The sequence below is a fragment of the Methylobacterium sp. A54F genome, assembly GCF_053346035.1.
Map to the genome: position 1 here is coordinate 217804 of NZ_JBKFBF010000008.1, position 18023 is coordinate 235826.

Annotated in this window: 17 protein-coding genes; 10 read left to right on the top strand and 7 right to left on the bottom strand. The window is 73.3% G+C overall.

All coding sequences use genetic code 11. The features are described 5' to 3' along the window. Positions 1–50: 50 nt before the first annotated feature. From ACLBXP_RS15375 to ACLBXP_RS15390, 4 genes are all read left to right on the top strand, one after another. Complete coding sequence (locus tag ACLBXP_RS15375) at positions 51–1430, top strand: diguanylate cyclase domain-containing protein (RefSeq protein ID WP_447668595.1); 1380 nt, start codon at positions 51–53, stop codon at positions 1428–1430. Positions 1431–1547: 117 nt separating this feature from the next. Further along, complete coding sequence (locus tag ACLBXP_RS15380) at positions 1548–2372, top strand: phytanoyl-CoA dioxygenase family protein (protein ID WP_447668596.1); 825 nt, start codon at positions 1548–1550, stop codon at positions 2370–2372. Positions 2373–2397: 25 nt separating this feature from the next. After that, positions 2398–4095 carry an ATP-binding protein gene (locus ACLBXP_RS15385; protein WP_447668597.1) on the top strand — a complete coding sequence of 566 codons (1698 nt, stop codon included), beginning with the start codon at positions 2398–2400 and terminating at the stop codon, positions 4093–4095. Between the two features lie 194 nt (positions 4096–4289). Further along, positions 4290–4877 carry a calcium-binding protein gene (locus ACLBXP_RS15390; protein WP_447668598.1) on the top strand — a complete coding sequence of 196 codons (588 nt, stop codon included), beginning with the start codon at positions 4290–4292 and terminating at the stop codon, positions 4875–4877. 54 nt (positions 4878–4931) lie between these two features. On the opposite strand, the gene ACLBXP_RS15395 is transcribed toward ACLBXP_RS15390, so the two are convergent. The 3 genes from ACLBXP_RS15395 to ACLBXP_RS15405 all read right to left on the bottom strand — a co-directional run bounded on the left by ACLBXP_RS15395 (position 4932) and on the right by ACLBXP_RS15405 (position 6512). Further along, on the bottom strand, positions 4932–5510 hold the full coding sequence (locus ACLBXP_RS15395) for a hypothetical protein (RefSeq protein WP_447668599.1): 579 nt from the start codon (positions 5508–5510) through the stop codon (positions 4932–4934). A 145-nt stretch (positions 5511–5655) separates the two neighbouring features. Further along, positions 5656–6225, bottom strand: a complete 570-nt coding sequence (locus ACLBXP_RS15400) for a ClpP family protease (protein ID WP_447668600.1) — start codon at positions 6223–6225, stop codon at positions 5656–5658. A 116-nt stretch (positions 6226–6341) separates the two neighbouring features. Beyond that, a complete protein-coding gene (locus ACLBXP_RS15405; protein WP_447668601.1) occupies positions 6342–6512 on the bottom strand; it encodes a hypothetical protein in 171 nt (56 codons plus the stop codon). A gap of 364 nt (positions 6513–6876) precedes the next feature. Between ACLBXP_RS15405 and ACLBXP_RS15410 the strand changes: the two genes are divergently transcribed. From ACLBXP_RS15410 to ACLBXP_RS15420, 3 genes are all read left to right on the top strand, one after another. Further along, entirely contained in the window at positions 6877–7146 is a 270-nt protein-coding gene (locus tag ACLBXP_RS15410; RefSeq protein WP_447668602.1) for a hypothetical protein, read from the top strand. Between the two features lie 294 nt (positions 7147–7440). Next, complete coding sequence (gene dctA / locus ACLBXP_RS15415; protein ID WP_447668603.1) at positions 7441–8808, top strand: C4-dicarboxylate transporter DctA; 1368 nt, start codon at positions 7441–7443, stop codon at positions 8806–8808. 92 nt (positions 8809–8900) lie between these two features. Then, a complete protein-coding gene (locus ACLBXP_RS15420) occupies positions 8901–10172 on the top strand; it encodes an allantoate amidohydrolase (RefSeq protein WP_447668604.1) in 1272 nt (423 codons plus the stop codon). Positions 10173–10198: 26 nt separating this feature from the next. On the opposite strand, the gene ACLBXP_RS15425 is transcribed toward ACLBXP_RS15420, so the two are convergent. The 3 genes from ACLBXP_RS15425 to ACLBXP_RS15435 are packed head-to-tail and all read right to left on the bottom strand — an operon-like array spanning position 10199 to position 14085. Continuing rightward, a complete protein-coding gene (locus ACLBXP_RS15425; protein ID WP_447668605.1) occupies positions 10199–11032 on the bottom strand; it encodes a class I SAM-dependent methyltransferase in 834 nt (277 codons plus the stop codon). A 31-nt stretch (positions 11033–11063) separates the two neighbouring features. Further along, a complete protein-coding gene (locus ACLBXP_RS15430) occupies positions 11064–12248 on the bottom strand; it encodes a glycosyltransferase (RefSeq protein WP_447668606.1) in 1185 nt (394 codons plus the stop codon). Between the two features lie 4 nt (positions 12249–12252). Next, a complete protein-coding gene (locus ACLBXP_RS15435) occupies positions 12253–14085 on the bottom strand; it encodes a rhamnosyltransferase WsaF family glycosyltransferase (protein ID WP_447668607.1) in 1833 nt (610 codons plus the stop codon). A 353-nt stretch (positions 14086–14438) separates the two neighbouring features. Between ACLBXP_RS15435 and ACLBXP_RS15440 the strand changes: the two genes are divergently transcribed. The 3 genes from ACLBXP_RS15440 to ACLBXP_RS15450 all read left to right on the top strand — a co-directional run bounded on the left by ACLBXP_RS15440 (position 14439) and on the right by ACLBXP_RS15450 (position 16936). Beyond that, positions 14439–16259: an adenine deaminase C-terminal domain-containing protein gene (locus ACLBXP_RS15440; RefSeq protein ID WP_447668608.1), complete on the top strand. Its 1821-nt coding sequence runs from the start codon at positions 14439–14441 to the stop codon at positions 16257–16259. Positions 16260–16424: 165 nt separating this feature from the next. Further along, entirely contained in the window at positions 16425–16604 is a 180-nt protein-coding gene (locus tag ACLBXP_RS15445) for a hypothetical protein (protein ID WP_447668609.1), read from the top strand. Beyond that, positions 16601–16936: a DUF6883 domain-containing protein gene (locus tag ACLBXP_RS15450; RefSeq protein ID WP_447668610.1), complete on the top strand. Its 336-nt coding sequence runs from the start codon at positions 16601–16603 to the stop codon at positions 16934–16936. Before ACLBXP_RS15445 ends, ACLBXP_RS15450 begins: the two co-directional genes overlap by 4 nt. A 96-nt stretch (positions 16937–17032) precedes the next feature. Here ACLBXP_RS15450 and ACLBXP_RS15455 read toward each other — a convergent pair whose 3' ends face one another. Continuing rightward, positions 17033–17959, bottom strand: a complete 927-nt coding sequence (locus ACLBXP_RS15455) for a LysR family transcriptional regulator (RefSeq protein ID WP_447668611.1) — start codon at positions 17957–17959, stop codon at positions 17033–17035. Between the last annotated feature and the right edge of the window lie 64 nt (positions 17960–18023).

Sequence of the window (18023 nt, forward strand, 5' to 3'; positions counted from 1 at the left end):
CCTCGACGTGGGAGGATCCGGCATCGCAGGCCCGAACCCGAAGCGCTCCGTTGCCGCAGCCACGCCCCGCCGAGACCGACCCGACACCGCCAAGCTCCACCCCGACCTCCACCCCGACCTGCGCCCCGACCCCCGCCCAGGCGGCCGCCCCGCGGCGCCCGGCCCGGTCCTGGCTCGGCCGGGCAGGGGGCGGGGAGCGCCGGACCGGCGAGGTCGGCGAGGACATGGCCGAGGACATGGCCGAGGCGCTGGCCGGCATGCCGGCGCGGCAGGGCTGGCGCCTCGGCCTGCCGCCGCGCCTCGAAGCCTTCTACGAGGCGGAGACCCGGGCCGCCCGCACGCGCCACATCCGCGCCGCGGGGCTCGCCGGCATCGCCTGCCACGCGGCCATGGCGGCGCTGCTCTGCCTGCTCCTGCCCGACGTGCGGGATCTCGCCCTCGGCCTCCTCGGGGGCCTCGACCTCGCGGTCTTCGCCCTCGTCCTCGCCGCGCTGTCGCGCCCGCTCCCGGGCCGGCTGCGCGAGGGCCTCGCGGCGGCGGCCGTCGCCTGGGCGGGGCTGACGGGCCTGTTCGTCGTCGCCGCCAGCGCCGCGCCGCTCGCCACGCACGGGAGCGGCGGAGCGGCCCTCGTCCTGGTGTTCTGCGCCACGATCTTCCACGACCGCCTGCGCCCCGCGGCCGCCGTCTGCGCCTGCCTCGTGCTGGCGAGCGCGCTGCCCGCGCTGCAGCCGGCCGGCGCCTCCCTCGACCTGCGGCTCTGGCTCACCCTCAACCTCGCCGTGACCGCGCTCTGCGTCCTCGGAGGCATCTACCTGCAGGAGCGGAGCCGGCGCCGCGCCTGGCTCGACGGCGTCCGCCAGCGCCTCGACGGGCAGGTCCTCGCGCGTGCGAACGCCCTCCTGCGCGACATCTCCGCCCGGGACCCCCTCACGAACCTCGCCAACCGCCGCAGCTTCGATGCGGCGCTCAGCCACGGCATCGCCGCCGCCAAGGGCTGGCTCGCCGTCATCCTGATCGACGTGGACCACTTCAAGCTGTTCAACGACCGCTACGGCCACCCGGCCGGCGACGCGTGCCTGCGCCGGGTCGGCGAGGCCCTCTCGGGGGAGGTGCGGGCCGCCACCGACACGCTGGCCCGCTACGGCGGCGAGGAGTTCGTGGTGGTGCTGCCGGGCCTCGACCCCGCGAGCGCCCGGCGGCGCGCCGAGGCCCTGCGCGCCGCGGTGGCCCGTCTCGGCATCCCGCACGCGGACGGGGTCGGGGGCATCGTCACGGTGAGCGTCGGGGCCGGCGTCGGCCTCGCGCCCCTCGGCCTGCGGCCCGACGCGCTCCTCGATGCGGCCGACGCCGCCCTCTACAGCGTCAAGCGGGCCGGCCGGAACGGCATCCGCGTGCGCACCGACGCCCGCGTGCTGGCCGAGGCCGGCTGAGGCGCGCGCCCGCGAAACCGCCGGTGTGGCCCCGGGGACGCGTGACTTCCCAGGCGATCCGCGGATATCGTCCGCCCCGCCTCGGGCCCTCGCGCCGCGGGGCGGGAGGGGGCCTCGATGCTGAACTTCTTCAAGCGCTCCGGGCTGACGGAGGCGCAGCGCCGGTCCTGGGACCGGGACGGCTTCCTCGCCCTGCGCGGCTTCTTCCCGCCCGAGACCGTAGCGGCGGTCAACGCGGAGGTGGCGGGCCTCCTGGAGAACCGCGACCGCTACCCGAAGGTCAGCGTCGACATCTTCCACGGCAGCGAGGCCGGCAAGCGCCTCAGGATCGCCGACGTGCCCGACGACGCGCTGGCGGGCCCTGTGAAGATCAACGACCTGTTCCTCGATTCCGAGATCGTGCGGGCCTGCAACCTCGACGAGCGCCTCGCGGAGATCCTGGGGGAGCTGCTCGGGGGCGACCCGATGGTCTGCAACTCGCTGAACTTCCTCTACGGCAGCACGCAGACGGCCCATTACGACAGCTGGTTCATGCCGCCGGCCGTGAAGGACAAGATGCTCGCAGCCTCCGTGTGCCTCGACGAGAACGCGGACGACAACGGGCCGGTCTTCCTCTACCCCGGCACGCACCGGATCCCGCCCTACGTCTTCCCCCACGGCGGCATCGCCAAGCTCGACGCGGACCTGGCGCCGGCGCTCCGCTACATCGAGGAGACGACCCGCGGCATCGAGCCCGTGACCTTCTACGGGCAGCCCGGCGACGTGCTGATCTGGCACGGCCAGGTCCTGCACGGGGGCAGCCCGATCCGGAACCGGGCGCGCACGCGCCGGAGCCTCGTCACCCATTACTGGCGGGCGAAGGACGAGCGCGCCGAGCGCCGGGTGAAGCTGACGCGCAACGGCTACATGCTGAAGCGCGCCCACCAGGAGGCGGCGCACTGACGCGCCCGGCCGCCGCGGCCCGCGCATGAGCCCGGCCGAGATCGACGCCCTCCGGCAGCGCGCCGAGGCCGCGGAGGCCGAGGTCGCGCGGCTGCGGACGGAGGGCGCCGCCGAGCTCGCCGCGAGCGAGGCGCGCTACCGCACGCTGTTCGAGGCCATCGACGAGGGCTTCTGCATCATCGAGTTCCTCGACGGGCCGCACGGCCCCGCGAGCGACTACGTCCACGTCGAGGCCAACCCCGCCTACGCGCACCACGCCGGCATCCCGAACGTCGTCGGGCAGCGGGTCCGCGCCATGGTGCCCGGGGAGGCGGCGGGCTGGGTTGAGCTCTACGGCGGCGTGCTGCGCACGGGCCGGCCGATCCGCTTCGAGCGCGAGCTCGTCGCGACCGGGCGCCACCTGGAGCTCGCGGCCTTCCGGATCGAGCCGGCGAGCCGCCGGCAGGTGGCGGTGCTGTTCCAGGACATCACGGCCCGCAAGCGCGCCGAGACCGCCCTGCAGACCCTCAACGAAACCCTGGAGCAGCAGGTCGAGGCCCGCACCGTCGCGCTGATGCGCACCGAGGAGGCCCTGCGCCAGTCGCAGAAGATGGAGGCGGTGGGCCAGCTCACGGGGGGCCTCGCCCACGACTTCAACAACATGCTGGCGGGCATCGTCGGCTCGCTCGAGCTGATGCAGACGCGCCTCCTGCAGGGGCGCATCGGCGACCTCGAGCGCTACATCGGCGCCGCGCAGGGGGCGGCCAAGCGCGCGGCCGCGCTCACCCACCGGCTGCTCGCCTTCTCCCGCCGCCAGACCCTCGACCCCAGGCCCACCGACGTGAACCGCCTCGTCGCCGGCATGGAGGAGCTCGTCCGCCGCACGGTGGGGCCGTCGGTGGCCGTTGAGACCGTCGCGGCGGGCGGCCTGTGGTCGACCCTCGTGGACCCGAGCCAGCTCGAGAACGCGCTCCTCAACCTCTGCATCAACGCCCGCGACGCCATGCCGGAGGGCGGGCGCATCGTGGTCGAGACCGGCAACCGCTGGCTCGACCACCGCGCCGCCCAGGAGCGCGACCTGGAGCCCGGCCAGTACGTCTCCCTCTGCGTCTCGGACAACGGCACCGGCATGAGCCCGGACATCGTGGCCAAGGCCTTCGACCCGTTCTTCACCACGAAGCCCATCGGCGCGGGCACCGGCCTCGGCCTCTCGATGATCTACGGCTTCGCCAAGCAGTCCGGCGGGCAGGTGCGGATCTACTCCGAGGTCGGCGCCGGCACGATGGTCTGCCTCTACCTGCCCCGCCACCGCGGCCCCGCGGAGGAGCCGGAGCCGCCCCCGGACCCCGGCGCGGCCCCGCGGGCCGCCAAGGGCGAGACGGTGCTGGTGGTCGACGACGAGCCCACCGTGCGGATGCTGGTGACGGAGGTGCTGGAGGATCTCGGCTACGCGGCCATCGAGGCGGCGGACGGCGCCGTGGGCCTCAGGGTGCTGCAGTCGGACGCGCGCATCGACCTGCTGATCACCGATGTCGGCCTGCCCGGCGGCATGAACGGCCGCCAGATGGCCGACGCCGCCCAGGTGACGCGGCCCGACCTCAAGGTGCTGTTCATCACGGGCTACGCCGAGAACGCGGCCCTCAACCACGGCCACCTCGGGCCCGGCATGCACGTGATGACGAAGCCCTTCGCCCTCGACGCCCTCGCGACCCGCATCCGCGGCCTCATCGAGGGGAGCGGCTGACAGGCCGGTCCATCGAACTCGTTCCGCTCGATACAATATTGATTTACTGCAACGCAGTAGATCTTTAGCAAAATGCATATTCAACTTACAGTAGTCTCGACGGAAGTACGGCTCTTCTTCATAGTTGGTCGCTGGGGCAAAAGCGCGAGTCACGAAGACCGGCGGCACTGACAATGCCCCAGGGGGCTATCAACATGAGTACGATCAAGGGCACGCTCGGGGCCGACACGCTCGAAGGGTCGAGCGATGCCGACCTCATCCTCGGGTACAAGGGCAACGACCTGATCACCGGATCCGGCGGCGCCGACGCGATCTACGGCGGCCAGGGCTTCGACACCGTCTATGGCGGGCAGGGCGGCGACACGGCCTACGGCAACCGGGGCAACGACGTCGTCTACGGAGACCAGGGCAACGACCTGCTCCTCGGCAACTCCGGCGACGACCGGCTGTACGGCGGCGCCGATGCCGACACCCTCTTCGGCGGGCAGGGCAGCGACACGCTGTACGGCGGACAGGGCGACGACGTGATCACCGGCGACCTCGGCAACGACGTGCTGTCGGGCGACCTCGGCGCCGACCGGTACGTGTTCGGGCGCAGTTCCGGCGCGGACCTCGTGGTCGGCTTCTCCCAGTCCTCGGGGGACCGCCTCGACCTCCAGGGCCAGACCTACACGGTCGGCACCTCCTCCACGGGCAACGCGCTGCTGACGCTCTCGGGAGGCGGCACGGTGGAGCTCTCGGGCGTCCAGGCGAGCGCGGTGAACGCCGGCTACTTCGCCTGATCCCGGATCCGCTGCCCGCAAGCGACGGTCCCGGTCCCAGGGGGGGACCGGGGCTCAACGCCCGCCGAACCGGGCGAGCGCGCGGCCGATCCGCAGCAGAAGCAGCTCCGAGGTCCGCTGCAGGTGCGGCTCGCGGGCCTCGGTGAGGTCGCGATGGGCCGCGATGGCGTGGCCGGCCGCCCGGACGAGGGGCGGCGAGGCCTCCACGATGCGGTCGCGCACGTAGGCGGCCTCGGCGAGGCCGGTGGGGGTCACGTCGAGGACGAAGCCCCGCCCGCGCACCGGCGCGCCGGCCTCCGCGACGTCGAAGCACCCGCGCTCCAGGACCCAGCGCGGCGGCTCGTCCCGCACGCGGACGCGGTACTCGGCGACGTAGGAGCACCCCTCCGCGGCCGCCGTCGCGATCAGCCCCTCGACCACGGCGCGGTCCTCCAGGTGCGTCCGGCCCCGCAGCAGGGCGGCGGGCACGCCGAACCGGCCGATCTCGGGCGGGATCCCGAACAGCTCGGCCGCGGCCGCGCCGACCCGCACGGTGTCGGCGCGCAGGTCCCAGACCCAGCCGCCGAGCGAGGCCGGCAGGTCGGCGGCCTCCGGGGCTGCCGGTCCGGATGTCCCTGAAGGGTCGCGGGGCATGGGCGCCAGGCCGAGCGCGAAGCGCGCTCCAGGGGCGGCAGGTTAGCATTTGTTAAGACCGTTTCCACAACCTTGACGTGCACAAGCTCTGCGGCAGCCTGCCGCATCGCCGGGCCCGCCCTGCGCATGGCCCCGTGTCCGAGCGTCAGATCACGGCCTCGATGAGGCCGAGCGCCTTGGCTTCGTCGGCCTCGATGTACCAGTTCTCGGGCGCGCGCCGCAGCACGTCCTCCAGCGCCACCGCGGAGCCGCGCACCAGGTTGGCGAAGCCCTCGTTCTGGATCGCGATCGAGCACTCGATCTCGTGGAGCGTGGCCTTGACGGTGGCGATGCAGCTCGTGAGGGGGCCGTCGAGCACCACCTGCTTCTTCAGCTTGCGCTCGTGGACCATCAGGCGGGTCCCCCGGGTGAGGTAGCGGTTCGGCCGCGCGAAGAAGCTCATGAAGGTCGTCCCGGCGGAGTAGATCGCGGCCTTCCCGAGGAACACGAACCGCCGCTCCGGCGACACCTCGCTGTTGAAGCGGATGTCCTCGCCCATCATCCGCGCAACCTCAGGGTCCCCGCCGAGGGTGGTCAGCTCGACCACCACGAGGTCGAGCTCGGACGCCGCCGTGAGCTGCCGGCGGAAGTCCCGGTACATGTCGTCGTTGACGGGCCCCGAGAGCAGGATGGCGGGCGTCCGGAAGTCGAAGGGCGCGAGCGGCTTGATGTCCATCGGACGGCATTCTCCGGGCCCGCGGCGGGTCGGCGGGCGGATCCGCGAAGCTGGCGGGCCCGGCCGCCGAGGCAAGCCCCGGGCCGCCGCTTCCGGGTCGTGAATCGTGGGGCGCCTCAGGCGCCCCCGATGCCGGTCGTCACCTTGCCGGTGCCGCCGCAATCCGGGCAGGGCGCCGCGTCGAGGCGGCCGGAGCCGCCGCAGCGCCCGCACAGGTTCTCCCCCGTCCCCGGCGTGCCGGGGGGCGCCTCGTCGCCGGGTTTCGGGGTCTGGTCGGTCTCGGCCATGGCGCATCTCCGCTGGGGCCTCGGGCCGGGGTCCCGGCGATCCCCCGGGATCGGCCACCGCCCGGGCACCCGTGGGGAACCGGGCTCACGGGGCAGCGTTCCGGGCTGGCCGGGCAAACGCGCCGAACGAACCGGTCAAGAGAACTCCGCAAGCAAATCCGCGCAATCGGAACCGCGAGGGCAGATCCCCGAGCGTTGGAACGCCGACGCGGCCCGATTTCGCCCAATCCTGCCCAAGCAACGACGGGGTTGCGAGCTTCGCCGACTGCATGGCCAGGACCAGCGCGGCCCCGCCGCGATGAAACCTATGCGTGCGCAAGGTGTTGAATCCCCGACACGCCGACCTGATCGGCAAGGAGACCGAATGAAGACCTTCGCGACGCTGAGCGCCCTGGCGCTCCTCACGGCCGGCCCGGCCCTCGCCCAGACGAGCCCGGCCCCCACGGCGCCCCGCTCGACCGGGACGGTGGTCCAGGGACAGCCGAACACCACCGGGAACGATCCGAACGTCGTCGTCTCGCGCGGCGCCACGGGCGCCGGCACGGTCACGACCGATTCGGCGGCCGGCGGCAATGCCGGGCAGCCCGAGCGGCCTCTGCCGCAGGGCAGCGCCAGCGGCAGCGGCTCCCGCTGACCGCAGATTGTGTCGCCCGGGGCGGATTAACCCGCCGGGGCGGCGCGTCTCACCTTATGTCCCATCCCAGGGACGACAGACTCCGCCTTCGCCCGCCCGGCCCCCCGCCGCGGCGGGCGCTTTCGTTTCGGCCCGGTTCCGTCCGGGCCCGGTTCGGTCCTGGCCCGGTTCGGTCCTGGCCTGGTTCGGTCCTGGCCTGGTTCGGTCCTGGCCCGCTTCCGTTCGGGGCCCGCCCCTGGCACCCTCCTTGCTGCGTCGCGCCCGGTCGCGCCGCGGCCGATCGGGGAGCCCGTCATGTCAGCGCCCACCTCGCCAGCGCCCCTCTCGCCCGCAACCGCGGGCCTCGCGGCGCCCGGGGAGCCCGCCCCGTCCGCCCGTGCGCCGCTCTGGACGTCGCTCTTCGCCCAGGTGGTCGCCGCCCTCGTCCTCGGCATCCTCGTCGGCGTCGTGGCGCCGGGCTTCGCGCAGGGGCTGAAGGTCCTCAGCGACGCCTTCCTGAAGCTCATCTCGATGATCGTCGCCCCGATCGTGTTCTGCGTCGTCGTGCACGGCATCGCGGGCGCGGGCGACCTGCGCAAGGTCGGCCGCGTCGGCGTGAAGGCGCTCGTCTACTTCGAGGCGATGACCACCGTGGCGCTGCTCCTCGGGCTGCTGCTCGCCTACCTCGTGGGCCCCGGCCACGGCATGAACATCGACCCCGCCACCCTCGACGGGAAGGCGCTCGGCCGCTACGCCGAGAACGCCGGCAAGCTGCAGGGGGAGGGGGTCTCGGCCTTCCTCCTCAACATCATCCCGTCCACGTCCTTCGACGCGCTGGCCCGCAACGACGTGCTGCAGGTGCTGTTCTTCGCGGTGATCTTCGGGGTGAGCCTCTCCCTCGTCGGCGGCGAGAAGGGCCGGCAGGTCTCGGGGATGATCGACGCCCTCGGCGCGGTGCTGTTCCGGGCGATGGGCCTGATCGTGCGGGTGGCGCCGCTCGGCGTCCTCGGCGCGGTGGCCTACACGGTCGGGCGCTACGGCGCCGGGTCGCTCGCGCAGCTCGCCTCCCTGGTCGCGCTGTTCTACGCGGCGGTGGCCCTGTTCGTGTTCGTCATCCTCGGGGTGGTGATGCGGCTCGCGGGCCTCAGCCTGCCGCGCTTCCTCGGCTACCTGCGCGAGGAGCTGACCATCGTGCTCGGCACCGCCTCCTCGGACGCGGTGCTGCCGCAGGTGATGCGCAAGCTCGAGCGCCTCGGCGTCAAGGAATCGACCGTGGGCCTCGTGGTGCCGACGGGCTACTCCTTCAACCTCGACGCCTTCTCGATCTACCTCACCCTCGCGGTGGTGTTCATCGCGCAGGCCACCAACACGCCCCTGTCGCTCGGGGACCTGCTCCTGATCCTCGGCGTCTCCCTCGTCACCTCGAAGGGCGCGCACGGCGTGCCGGGCTCGGCCATCGTGATCCTCGCCGCGACCCTCTCGGCGGTGCCGAGCATCCCGGCGATCGGCCTCGTGCTGGTGCTCTCGGTGGACTGGTTCATCGGCATGGCGCGGGCGGTCGGCAACCTCATCGGCAACTGCGTCGCCACCGTCGTGGTGGCCGCCTGGGAGGGCGACCTCGACCGGGCCCGGGCCGAGCGCGTGCTGGCGGGCGCGGAACCGGTCGACGTGCGCGCCGCCTGACGGCGGCCGGGCCCGCATTCCCTCTGCCCGTCCTCCGCAATCCCCCGTATCCTCCCGGTATCCCCCAATCAGCCGCGAGCATCAGGACGATCATGGCCGGAGCGACCCACAACCTGCGCATCGACGGATCGCGCCTGTGGTCCACCATCCTGGAGACGGCGCGCTTCGGCGCCACCCCGGCGGGCGGCCTCAACCGCCTGACCCTGACGGCGGAGGACGGCGCCGTGCGCGACTGGTTCCGGGACGCCTGCACGGCGGCGGGCCTGACGGTGGGGGTCGACGCCCTCGGGACCCAGTTCGCCCTGCGCCCCGGCCGCGATCCGGGCCGGCTGCCGGTGGCCTGCGGCTCCCACCTCGACACGCAGCCGACCGGCGGCCGCTTCGACGGCGTGCTCGGCACCCTGGCGGGGCTCGAGGTGATGCGCAGCCTCAACGACGCCGGCCTCGAGACCGAGGCGCCGCTCCTCCTCGTCAACTGGACGAACGAGGAGGGCTCCCGCTACGCCCCGGCCATGATGGCCTCGGCGGCCTACGCGGGCACCTTCACGGCCGAGGACATCCTGGCCCGGCGGGACGCCGCGGGGGTCAGCGTCGCCGAGGCCCTCGAGGCGATCGGCTACCGGGGCACGGAGGCCGTGGGGGCCCGGGCGATCGGCAGCTTCGTGGAGCTGCACATCGAGCAGGGGCCGATCCTCGAGGCGGAGGGGCTGACCATCGGGGTCGTGGAGGGCGGGCAGGGCATCGCCTGGTTCGACGGCACCGTGACGGGCTTCGAGAGCCATGCCGGCACCACCCCGATGCCGCGCCGGCGCGACGCGCTCCTCGGCCTCGCCGAGCTCGCGCTGGCGGTGGAGCGCATCGCCGCCGCGCACGGGCCCACGGCGGTGGCCACCATGGGCGAGGCGGCGATCCAGGCCCCCTCGCGCAACGTGGTGCCGGGGCGCCTGCGCTTCACCCTCGACCTGCGCGACCCCGCGGGGCCGACCCTCGACGCGATGGAGGCGGCGCTGCGCGCCGCCGCCGCCGAGATCGCCGCGCGCCGCAACCTCGCGATCGCGATCGACCGGATCTGGCGCAAGGAGCCGGTGCCCTTCGACCCCAGGATCGTCGCCGCCGTGGAGCGGGCGGCCACCGACCTCGGCTACCCCCACCGCCGCATGGTCTCGGGCGCCGGCCACGACGCCTGCAACCTCGCCGCCGCGGTGCCGACCGCGATGATCTTCGTCCCCTGCCGCGACGGCGTCAGCCACAACGAGTCGGAGTTCGCGAGCGAGGCCGACTGCGCGGCGGGCGCGCAGGTCCTGCTCCACACCCTGCTGGCGCTCGCGAACGCGCCCGGCCCGGAGGCTGAGGCGCGGGGCTGAGCGGGGTCCCCTCAGGGGGTACCCGTTCAGCCCCGGGGCGGGAGCGGCACGGCCGCGAGCTCGCGCATCGCCGCGATGGCGAGCTCGGCCCGCGCCGTCCCGGGGCCCGCCCCGTTGCGCGCGAGGGCGACGTAGAACTCGTGGCCGGTCCCGGGCCGGAACGCGGCCTCGCGCAGCGGCGAGCGCCCGAGGTTGAACAGGTCGTCGACGATCAGCCGGAAGCTCGACGGCACGAAGCGCCAGACGTGGACGTCCACGTAGTTCGGCGAGGCCGCGCAGATCTCGAACACCCTGCGGGCCGCATCGAGCGTGGCGTTGAAGACCGGCGCCTCGTCGGACTCGGCCGCCCAGCCGATCCGGCCGCCGCGCAGCATGTCGTAGGCGACGCTGTCGAAGACCGCCCCCGGCGTCGGCTTGCGCCGGGCGTCGAGGTTGGCCTGGAGGATCGCGCCCGTGGTCGAGAGCGGCTGGAACAGGTCGAAGCAGAAGCGCTTGTCCGGCACCGCGAGGACGAGGACGCCCTCGGGCCTCAGGAGCTCCGCGCAGCTTGCCAGGAAGTCGATCAGGTCGGGCGTGTGCTCGATGACGTGGCTCGCCACCACGTAGTCGAAGCGCCCGCGGTGCGGCACGGCCTCGAGCAGCGGCCGCCCCTCCGTGACGTAGTCGACCTCCTCGATCCGGGCGACGTCGACGTTCGGGTCGTTGGCGTATTTCCGCAGCAGGCCCGCGCGGTCGATGTAGTCGACGGTCTCGACCCGGTAGCCGTCCGCCTTGGCCACGAGGGGGTTGTAGCTCGGGCCGATCTCGAGGCCGAGGCCGGCGGCGTCGAAGAGGGAGAGCAGGGTTTCGCGTCGGTCCATGGTGGCGCCCCTCGGGTGTCGGCGGTGACCCTCAGACGGGGTCGGGGAACAGCGCGCTCAGGATCGCGTCGGCCTGCCGCTCCGGCGCGTAGCGCGCGAGCACGGCCCGGCGGCCCTCCTCCGCCATCCCGATATAGCCCGCGAGACCCGGCTCGCGCAGGCGCGCGGTGAGGTCGCGCAGCCGGGCGTCCCAGGCATCCGCGCGGGCGAGCGCGCTGTCGATGCCGTCGCGGATGGCGTCGGCGAAGACCGGCGTCGGCGTGGCGATCGTCACGGTGCCGACGACCGCCGCCTCGAAGAACTTCAGTTCCGACTTGCAGCGCGTGAAGGCGTTGTCCTGCAGGGGCGCGAGGTTGATCTCGGTGGTGCCGATCAGGCGCTGCAGGTTGACGTAGTCCTGGAACGGGTGGGTCTCGACGCGCGCTGCGTGCCGCTCGAGGTGGCGGCCCATCGGCAGGTAGCCGACGAGGCGGACGACGACGTCGGGCTCGTCGTCGAGGAGCCGCGCGAGGGCCGGGGCGACGACGGCGAAGTCGCGGTTGTGGGACGGCGAGCCGCTGAAGTAGCCGATCTGCATCGCGGCGTCCCGCGCGTAGCCCGATGCACGCTTGGCCGCGACGATCCGCTCGGCGATGCGCAGCTGGTCGCGGTTCATGAAGTTCGGGATCACGTGGACCCGGCGGCCCGAGACGCGCGTGATCTGCCCGGCGAGCGACGCGTTGGTGGCGGTCGCCCGGTCGCAGAGCTGCAGCGTCCTGGCGATCCGCCCGACATAGGCGAACCAGTAGTCCCAGCGCCCGCCGGGGCTCATGTCCTCGTCCAGGGACTGCATGACGAGGGGGATGGACTCGACGTCGAAGACGAGGTCGTCCGTGTCGAAGACCACCGCGCGGCCGAGGCGCTTCGCTTGGTTGACGAGCCCCTCGACGGCGAGGCTGTACTGGACCCGGCAGATCACGATCACGTCCGCGGCGGCGGCGATGCGGGGAAACTCGGCCGCGTCGGCGAGCGAGAACCAGGACGCCGAGACCTCGGGCGCGCGGGCCTCGAGCGCCTCGATCATGTTGTGGACACGGTACCGGAAGGTGCTGTTGTCCGGCTCGCCGTAGACGTAGGCGACGCGGCGCTCGCCCGCGATGAGCCGCGCGAAGCGCTCGTCGAAGGCGTGGTGCCAGGGGTAGAAGTAGGCGACCTGACGGACCTGGGCGGTGAACATGGCCCTAGGGTCTGTCGAGGAAGGCGAGGACCGGCGCGAAGGCGGTGGCCCAGTCGCGCGCGAGGCCCTGGCTCTCGAAGTTCGCGCGGCGCCGCGCCCGGTCCTGCGACAGGGCCACGCCCGCCTCCAGGGCGGAGACCAAGCCCGCGACGGACGCGTCGCCGCAGATGATGTTGCGGGAGTACTGGTCGAGCGTCGTCTTGCCCGCGAAGCGGTTCGTGACCGCGACGCCGCCGCTCGCGGCGATGTCCAGCGGCGGGTAGCTCGGGTGCGGGGTGTACATGAGGGACAGGCCGAGATCGACGGAGCGCACCAGGGCCGCGTAGTCCCGCCAGGGCAAGCCCTGGTGGAGGATCGGGTCGACGCCGCCCGACAGGCGCAGCGGCGACAGGTCCTTGCCGACGAAGTGGAACGCCCAGTCCTGGGGCCGGAGGATGCCGGCCACGATCGCCGCGTCGATGGCCTCGATCCCGCGGTAGTACAGGTTCCGCTGGTTGATCGGCCGGGCGTAGAAGAAGAAGTTCCGGCGCGGCCCGCGCTCGGCGTCATCCCAGTCGTAGGAGGCCCGGGAGAAGGCGGGCTCGAACGCGATGCCGACCTCGCGCAGGTGCGGGAGTCCGGTCTCGCACAGGTGCTCGAACAGCAGGCGGCTGTTGACGACGGTGCGCACCGCCGGGTTCGCGAGGACCTCCGCGCACCGCAGCCGCTGGTCGCCGAAGGGATAGAACATCCGCTCGTCCTCCTGGAGGAGGTTGACGACCTGGGCCGGATCGACGGCCCTGAGGGTGTTGCTCATCGTCCACCAGGAGGTGGTGACGAAGATCTCGTCCGGCGCCCTGTCGATGAGGCCGGGCTCGAACAGGCTCGCGAACCGGAACTCGATGCTGTCCGTGACGTCGACGCCGTGGTCGCGGAACAGCTCGGCGATGGCCGTCGGCTGCGGCTCCTCGCGCACCGTCACGACGCGCAGCTTCGCGCCCCGGTGCTTGGCGAGGAGGCTCGCGAAGATCAGCGCCGTCGCGACGCCGCCGAACAGGGAGCCCGCATTGATGCTGTCCGTCACGACGGTGACCCGCGGGCCGGCGGCGGGGTTCGCGTAGGTCTGCAGCGCGACCTCGGAGGCGAACGCGCCCTCGACCGCGTCCCGGACGCTCGAGACGCCGTGCTCGAGGACCCGGAAGGTCATCAGCCCGCTGCGGCGCCCGTGCTTGAGGTAATGGGCCAGCGGGTGGTCCGGCGCGTCCGCGACCGAGGTGTAGGCCGCGAGGTACCGCGAGATCGAGAAGCGCGGTCCCGGATCGTGCAGGTCCGAGGCCGTCAGGAAGAAGTGCTCGACCGGCGCGATCGCGCCGGCCGCCTCCGCCATGTGGTGGCGGGCGTACCATTCGGCGTCGAAGAACGCGTTGGGCTTGAGGCCCGCGGCCGCTCCAGACCGGATGAAGTGGGCGAAGGGCGACTGGCCGGGGGCGATCGCATCCGCGTAGGTGTCCGCGTACCAGTCGGCGTCGAAGAGCGGGCTCGGGTCCCGCTCCTCCGCGCTTCCCGAGCGGATGTAGTGGGCGAGGGCGCTCTGTCCGCTCGCGGCGACGTCCGGGTAGCGGGCGAGGTAATCCGCCTCGTCGAAGTAGGGCGTGATGCGCCGCCCCTCGTCGGCACCGTGCCTGAGGTAGTGGTCGAGGGGGTCCTGGCCCGAGCCGGCGACGTCCGGGTTGTGGCGCAGGTAGAAGTCCGCATCGAAGTACCCGGCGACCTCGTCCCGGGAGAGCGGCCGTCCCTTGAAGCGTCCGGGCCGGGGCTTGCGCGCGAGTGCTCTGGCAAGGCGGCGAACGAACATCATGACCCATCCCAAAGCACGCCAGGCCGTGCACCGCCCCGGACCGGGGCCCTCCGAACACGCGTCCGCTCCGCGCCGACCGGGCGCTCGCGCGCTGGTCCGACACACTTCTCCCGGTCGGATCTGGCGTGGCCCGTCGACGGTGCTCCGCGGGGAATCGGCGCTCGCGCGGCGGGCGCCGCTCCGGTGATGCGCGGGGGCGTTCAGCCGGGCCGTTCCTAGACAGCCCGCCGGACCCTGTCCAGCAAAGCGGCCGGCGCGTACGGGATTTGCGTTCCGGTCGTCCGGAGATCACGCTCGCCCGGGCGGCCCGGCCGGAAGGCACCCCGTCCGGCGACGCGGCAGCAGGAGCCCGCATGACCGACGCCCGACCGCTCACCCGCTTCTCCGTCGCGCCCCTCGCGACGATGACCCGGCGGCTTGCCGACGTCGCTTCGGGGCGGGCCGAGCCCGACCGGGTGATCACCGGGGCGCGGCTGCTCTCGACCTACTCGGACCGCATCCTGGAGGGCCGCGAGGTCTGGATCGCGGGCGGGCGCATCGCCGCCGTGAAGCCCGCCGGCAGCCACCGGGGCTCCGCCCCGCGCTACGACGCGGCGGGGGGGCTGATCGCGCCCGGGCTCGTCGACCCGCACCTGCACATCGAGAGCAGCATGGTCACGGCCTGCGCCTACGCGGAGGCCGCGCTCCTCAACGGCACCACCACCATCGTCTGCGACAGCCACGAGATCGGCAACGTGCTGGACGCCGACGGCGTCGCCTGGATGCTGGAGGACGCCCGGGCGGCGCCCCTCAACATCTACCTGACGGTGCCCAGCACCGTGCCGGCCACCTCGCCGGCCCTCGAGACCGCGGGGGGCGACCTGACGCCGGAGAAGATCGCCGCGCTGTTCGACGCCTGGCCCGAGGCGATCGGCCTGGGCGAGAAGATGGACTTCGTGGCGGTGGCCGAGGGCGATCCGCGGGCGCATGCCATCCTGGCGGCGGCGCTGTCGCGGGGCCGCCCGGTCTCGGGCCACGTCTACGGGCGGGACTTCGTGGGCGCCTACGCGGCGAGCGGCGTCACCGACACCCACGAGGCGGTGGACCGCGACATCGCCGACGACCTCCTGGAGGCGGGCCTCTGGATCTTCCTGCGCGGCGGGCCGCCGACCACGCCCTGGCACAGCCTGCCCCGGGCCATCGGCACGGTGACGGAGTACGGCGCCGCCTGGAAGCGGGTCTGCGTCTGCACCGACGACCGCGACGCCGACGACCTCCTCGCCCACGGCCTCGACTGGGTGGTGCGCGAGGCGGTGCGGATGGGCATCCCGAAGCCCGTGGCCTGGGCGATGGGCTCGCTCCACCCCGCCACCCGCTACGGCCTCGACGGGGAGGTCGGCGGCCTGGGCGGCGGGCGCCGGGCCGACCTCGTGCTCCTCGACGACGACCTCGTGCCGCGCTCCACCTGGTACGGGGGCGAGCTCGTGGTGGAGGAGCGCCGCATCACCCCGCGCCTCGAGGAGGCGCTCGCCCGGCCCTACCGCTACCCGGCCGCCGCCTACGCCACCGTGCACCTGCCGGCGCCGCTGCCCGCCCTGGTGCCGCCGCTGCCGGCGGGCCCCTGCACCGTCAACGCCATCCGCACGGTGCTGCCCGGCATCGAGCTCGCCCACGAGCGGGTGGCGCTGACGCCGGGGGCCGACTGGCCGGAGACGCTCGCGGCCCACGGGCTCTGCCACGTGGCGGTGATCGAGCGGCACGGCCTCTCGCCCGACCCGGCGCGGAGCGTCGCCCACGGCCTGCTCAGCGCCTTCGGGCTCCGGCGCGGCGCGGTGGCGAGCAGCGTGGGCCATGATTCGCACAACCTCGTCGTGGCCGGCCTCGGCGAGGCCGACATGCGGGTGGCGGTCGAGGCGCTCGCCGCCCGCAACGGCGGCGTCTGCGTGGTGGCCGACGGCGCGGTCGTGGCCCTGGTGCCGCTGCCGGTGGCGGGCCTTCTCTCCGACGAGCGGGTGGGCGTGGTCGCGGACGCGATGCGGGCCCTCAAGGCCGCCTGGGTGGAGGTCGGCTGCGCCATTCCCTACATGGGCTTCAACCTGATCCCGCTCTCGGTGATCCCGCAGATCCGCCTCACCGACCGGGGCCTCGTCACCGTGCCGGAGATGCGCCCCGTGCCGCTGTTCGAGGCGGCGTGAGCCGGATCCGTGCACAGATTTTCCTAGGCCGTGCGACGCGTCGAGCCTATCCTGCTCGGCACGAGGTCCAGGATGGCCCGCAAGCTCATGACGATCCCGGCACCTGCCTCCCCCTCGCGCCGCGGGCGCACAGCGCAGCGGCATCGTCCACTCGCGGAGCACAGCATGGTCCGGCTCCGGCGTCCGGCCACCCTGGAGGACGGACGCGCTCTGCCGATCGGCGCTCTCGGTGCGATCGTGTTCGTCCATGCGGCGGGAGAGGCCTACGAGGTCGAGTTCATCGAGCCCGTGCATGGCGTCGCGACGATCCCGGCCACGGATCTGGCTCAGGCCGCGGCCTCGTGACCGGAACGATCCCGCCGCGTCGCGTTCCCGCATCGAAGCTCACCGATTACCTTCTGAAGAGCGACCACCCGGTCGGCGGGCCGAAAGCCGCCTTCTTCCGGGCCTTCGGTTTCTCGGCGGATGTGCCGGGATCCTTGGGTGCAGCCCTCGCCGCCCATCCGGATCACAACCCCGTGGAAACGGTCCAACGCGGCCCCTGGGGGACCCGCTACATCGTCCGCTGCAGCCTCAGGACGCCCGACCGTCGCGACCCCTGCATCCTGACCGTCTTGATCGTGCCGCCGGGTCAGGACACGGCACGTCTCGTCACGGCCTATCCGGCCGGGTCCTGAGCCTCGCACGGCATCCGCTCGATCCCTGCCGGGTGGCGCGTGGCGTTCCGGCCCGGGGGCCGCGCGGGCTTGCCGATGGGGGTCCCGCCCCGGCCCTCACAGCCGCCGGCCGATCAGCGCGAGATTGCCCGCCACGTGCTGGCGGATCGCGTCCGCGGACATCTCGACGAAGGTCTTGGCGCGGTTCGGCAGCATCTTGCGCGAGGGGTAGAGCACGCCGAGGGTCAGGGGGGCCGGGGGGGTCGCCGGCAGCACCGGCACGAGGCGGCCGTCGGCGAGGTAGGGGGCCACCTCGTACAGGGGCTTGAGGGCGATGCCCTGGCCGGCGAGCGCCCATTCGGTGAGCACGTCGCTGTCGTCGACGTCGATCCGCCCCGTCACCGGCAGGGTCAGGGCCTCGTCGCCGTCCATCAGGGTCCAGCGGAACTGCTCGGAGCCGGGGAAGCGCAGGAGCAGGCAGGCGTGCTCCAGGAGGTCGGCCGGGCGCTCCGGCGCCGGGTTCGCGTCGAGGTAGGCGGGGGCGGCCACCAGCACGCGCTCCACGTCGGCGACCTTGCGCAGGGTGAAGCTCGAATCGCGCATCTGCGAGAGGCGGATCGCGATGTCGACCGCCTCCTGCACGAGGTCGAGGAGGTGGTCCGACAGGCGCAGGTGCACGTCCGTCTCGCCGTGCCGCTCGCGGAAGCGCGGCACCAGCGGCGCCACCACCCGCCGCCCGAGGCCGAGGGGCGCCGTCACCTTCAGGGTGCCCCGCGGGCTGGCGCCGGCCCGCTCGACGCTCTTCTCGGCCTGCTCCACCGCCTGCGCGATGTCGAGGCAGCGGTCGTAGAACAGGCGCCCCGCCTCGGTCAGGTTCATGCGCCGCGTGGTGCGGGTGAGGAGGAGGCAGCCGAGGTGCTCCTCCAGCGTCTGCACCCGGTAGCTGATCACCGAGGGCGACAGGCGCAGGGTCCGCCCGGCGGCCGAGAAGCTGCCGGTCTCCGCCGCACGCATGAAGATGCGGATGCTCTCCAGAGAGATCATGCGGCGCCCCTCCGCCCGGAATCGTTGCCGGCGGAACAGCTTAGCGCAAGGCGGCGCGGTGATC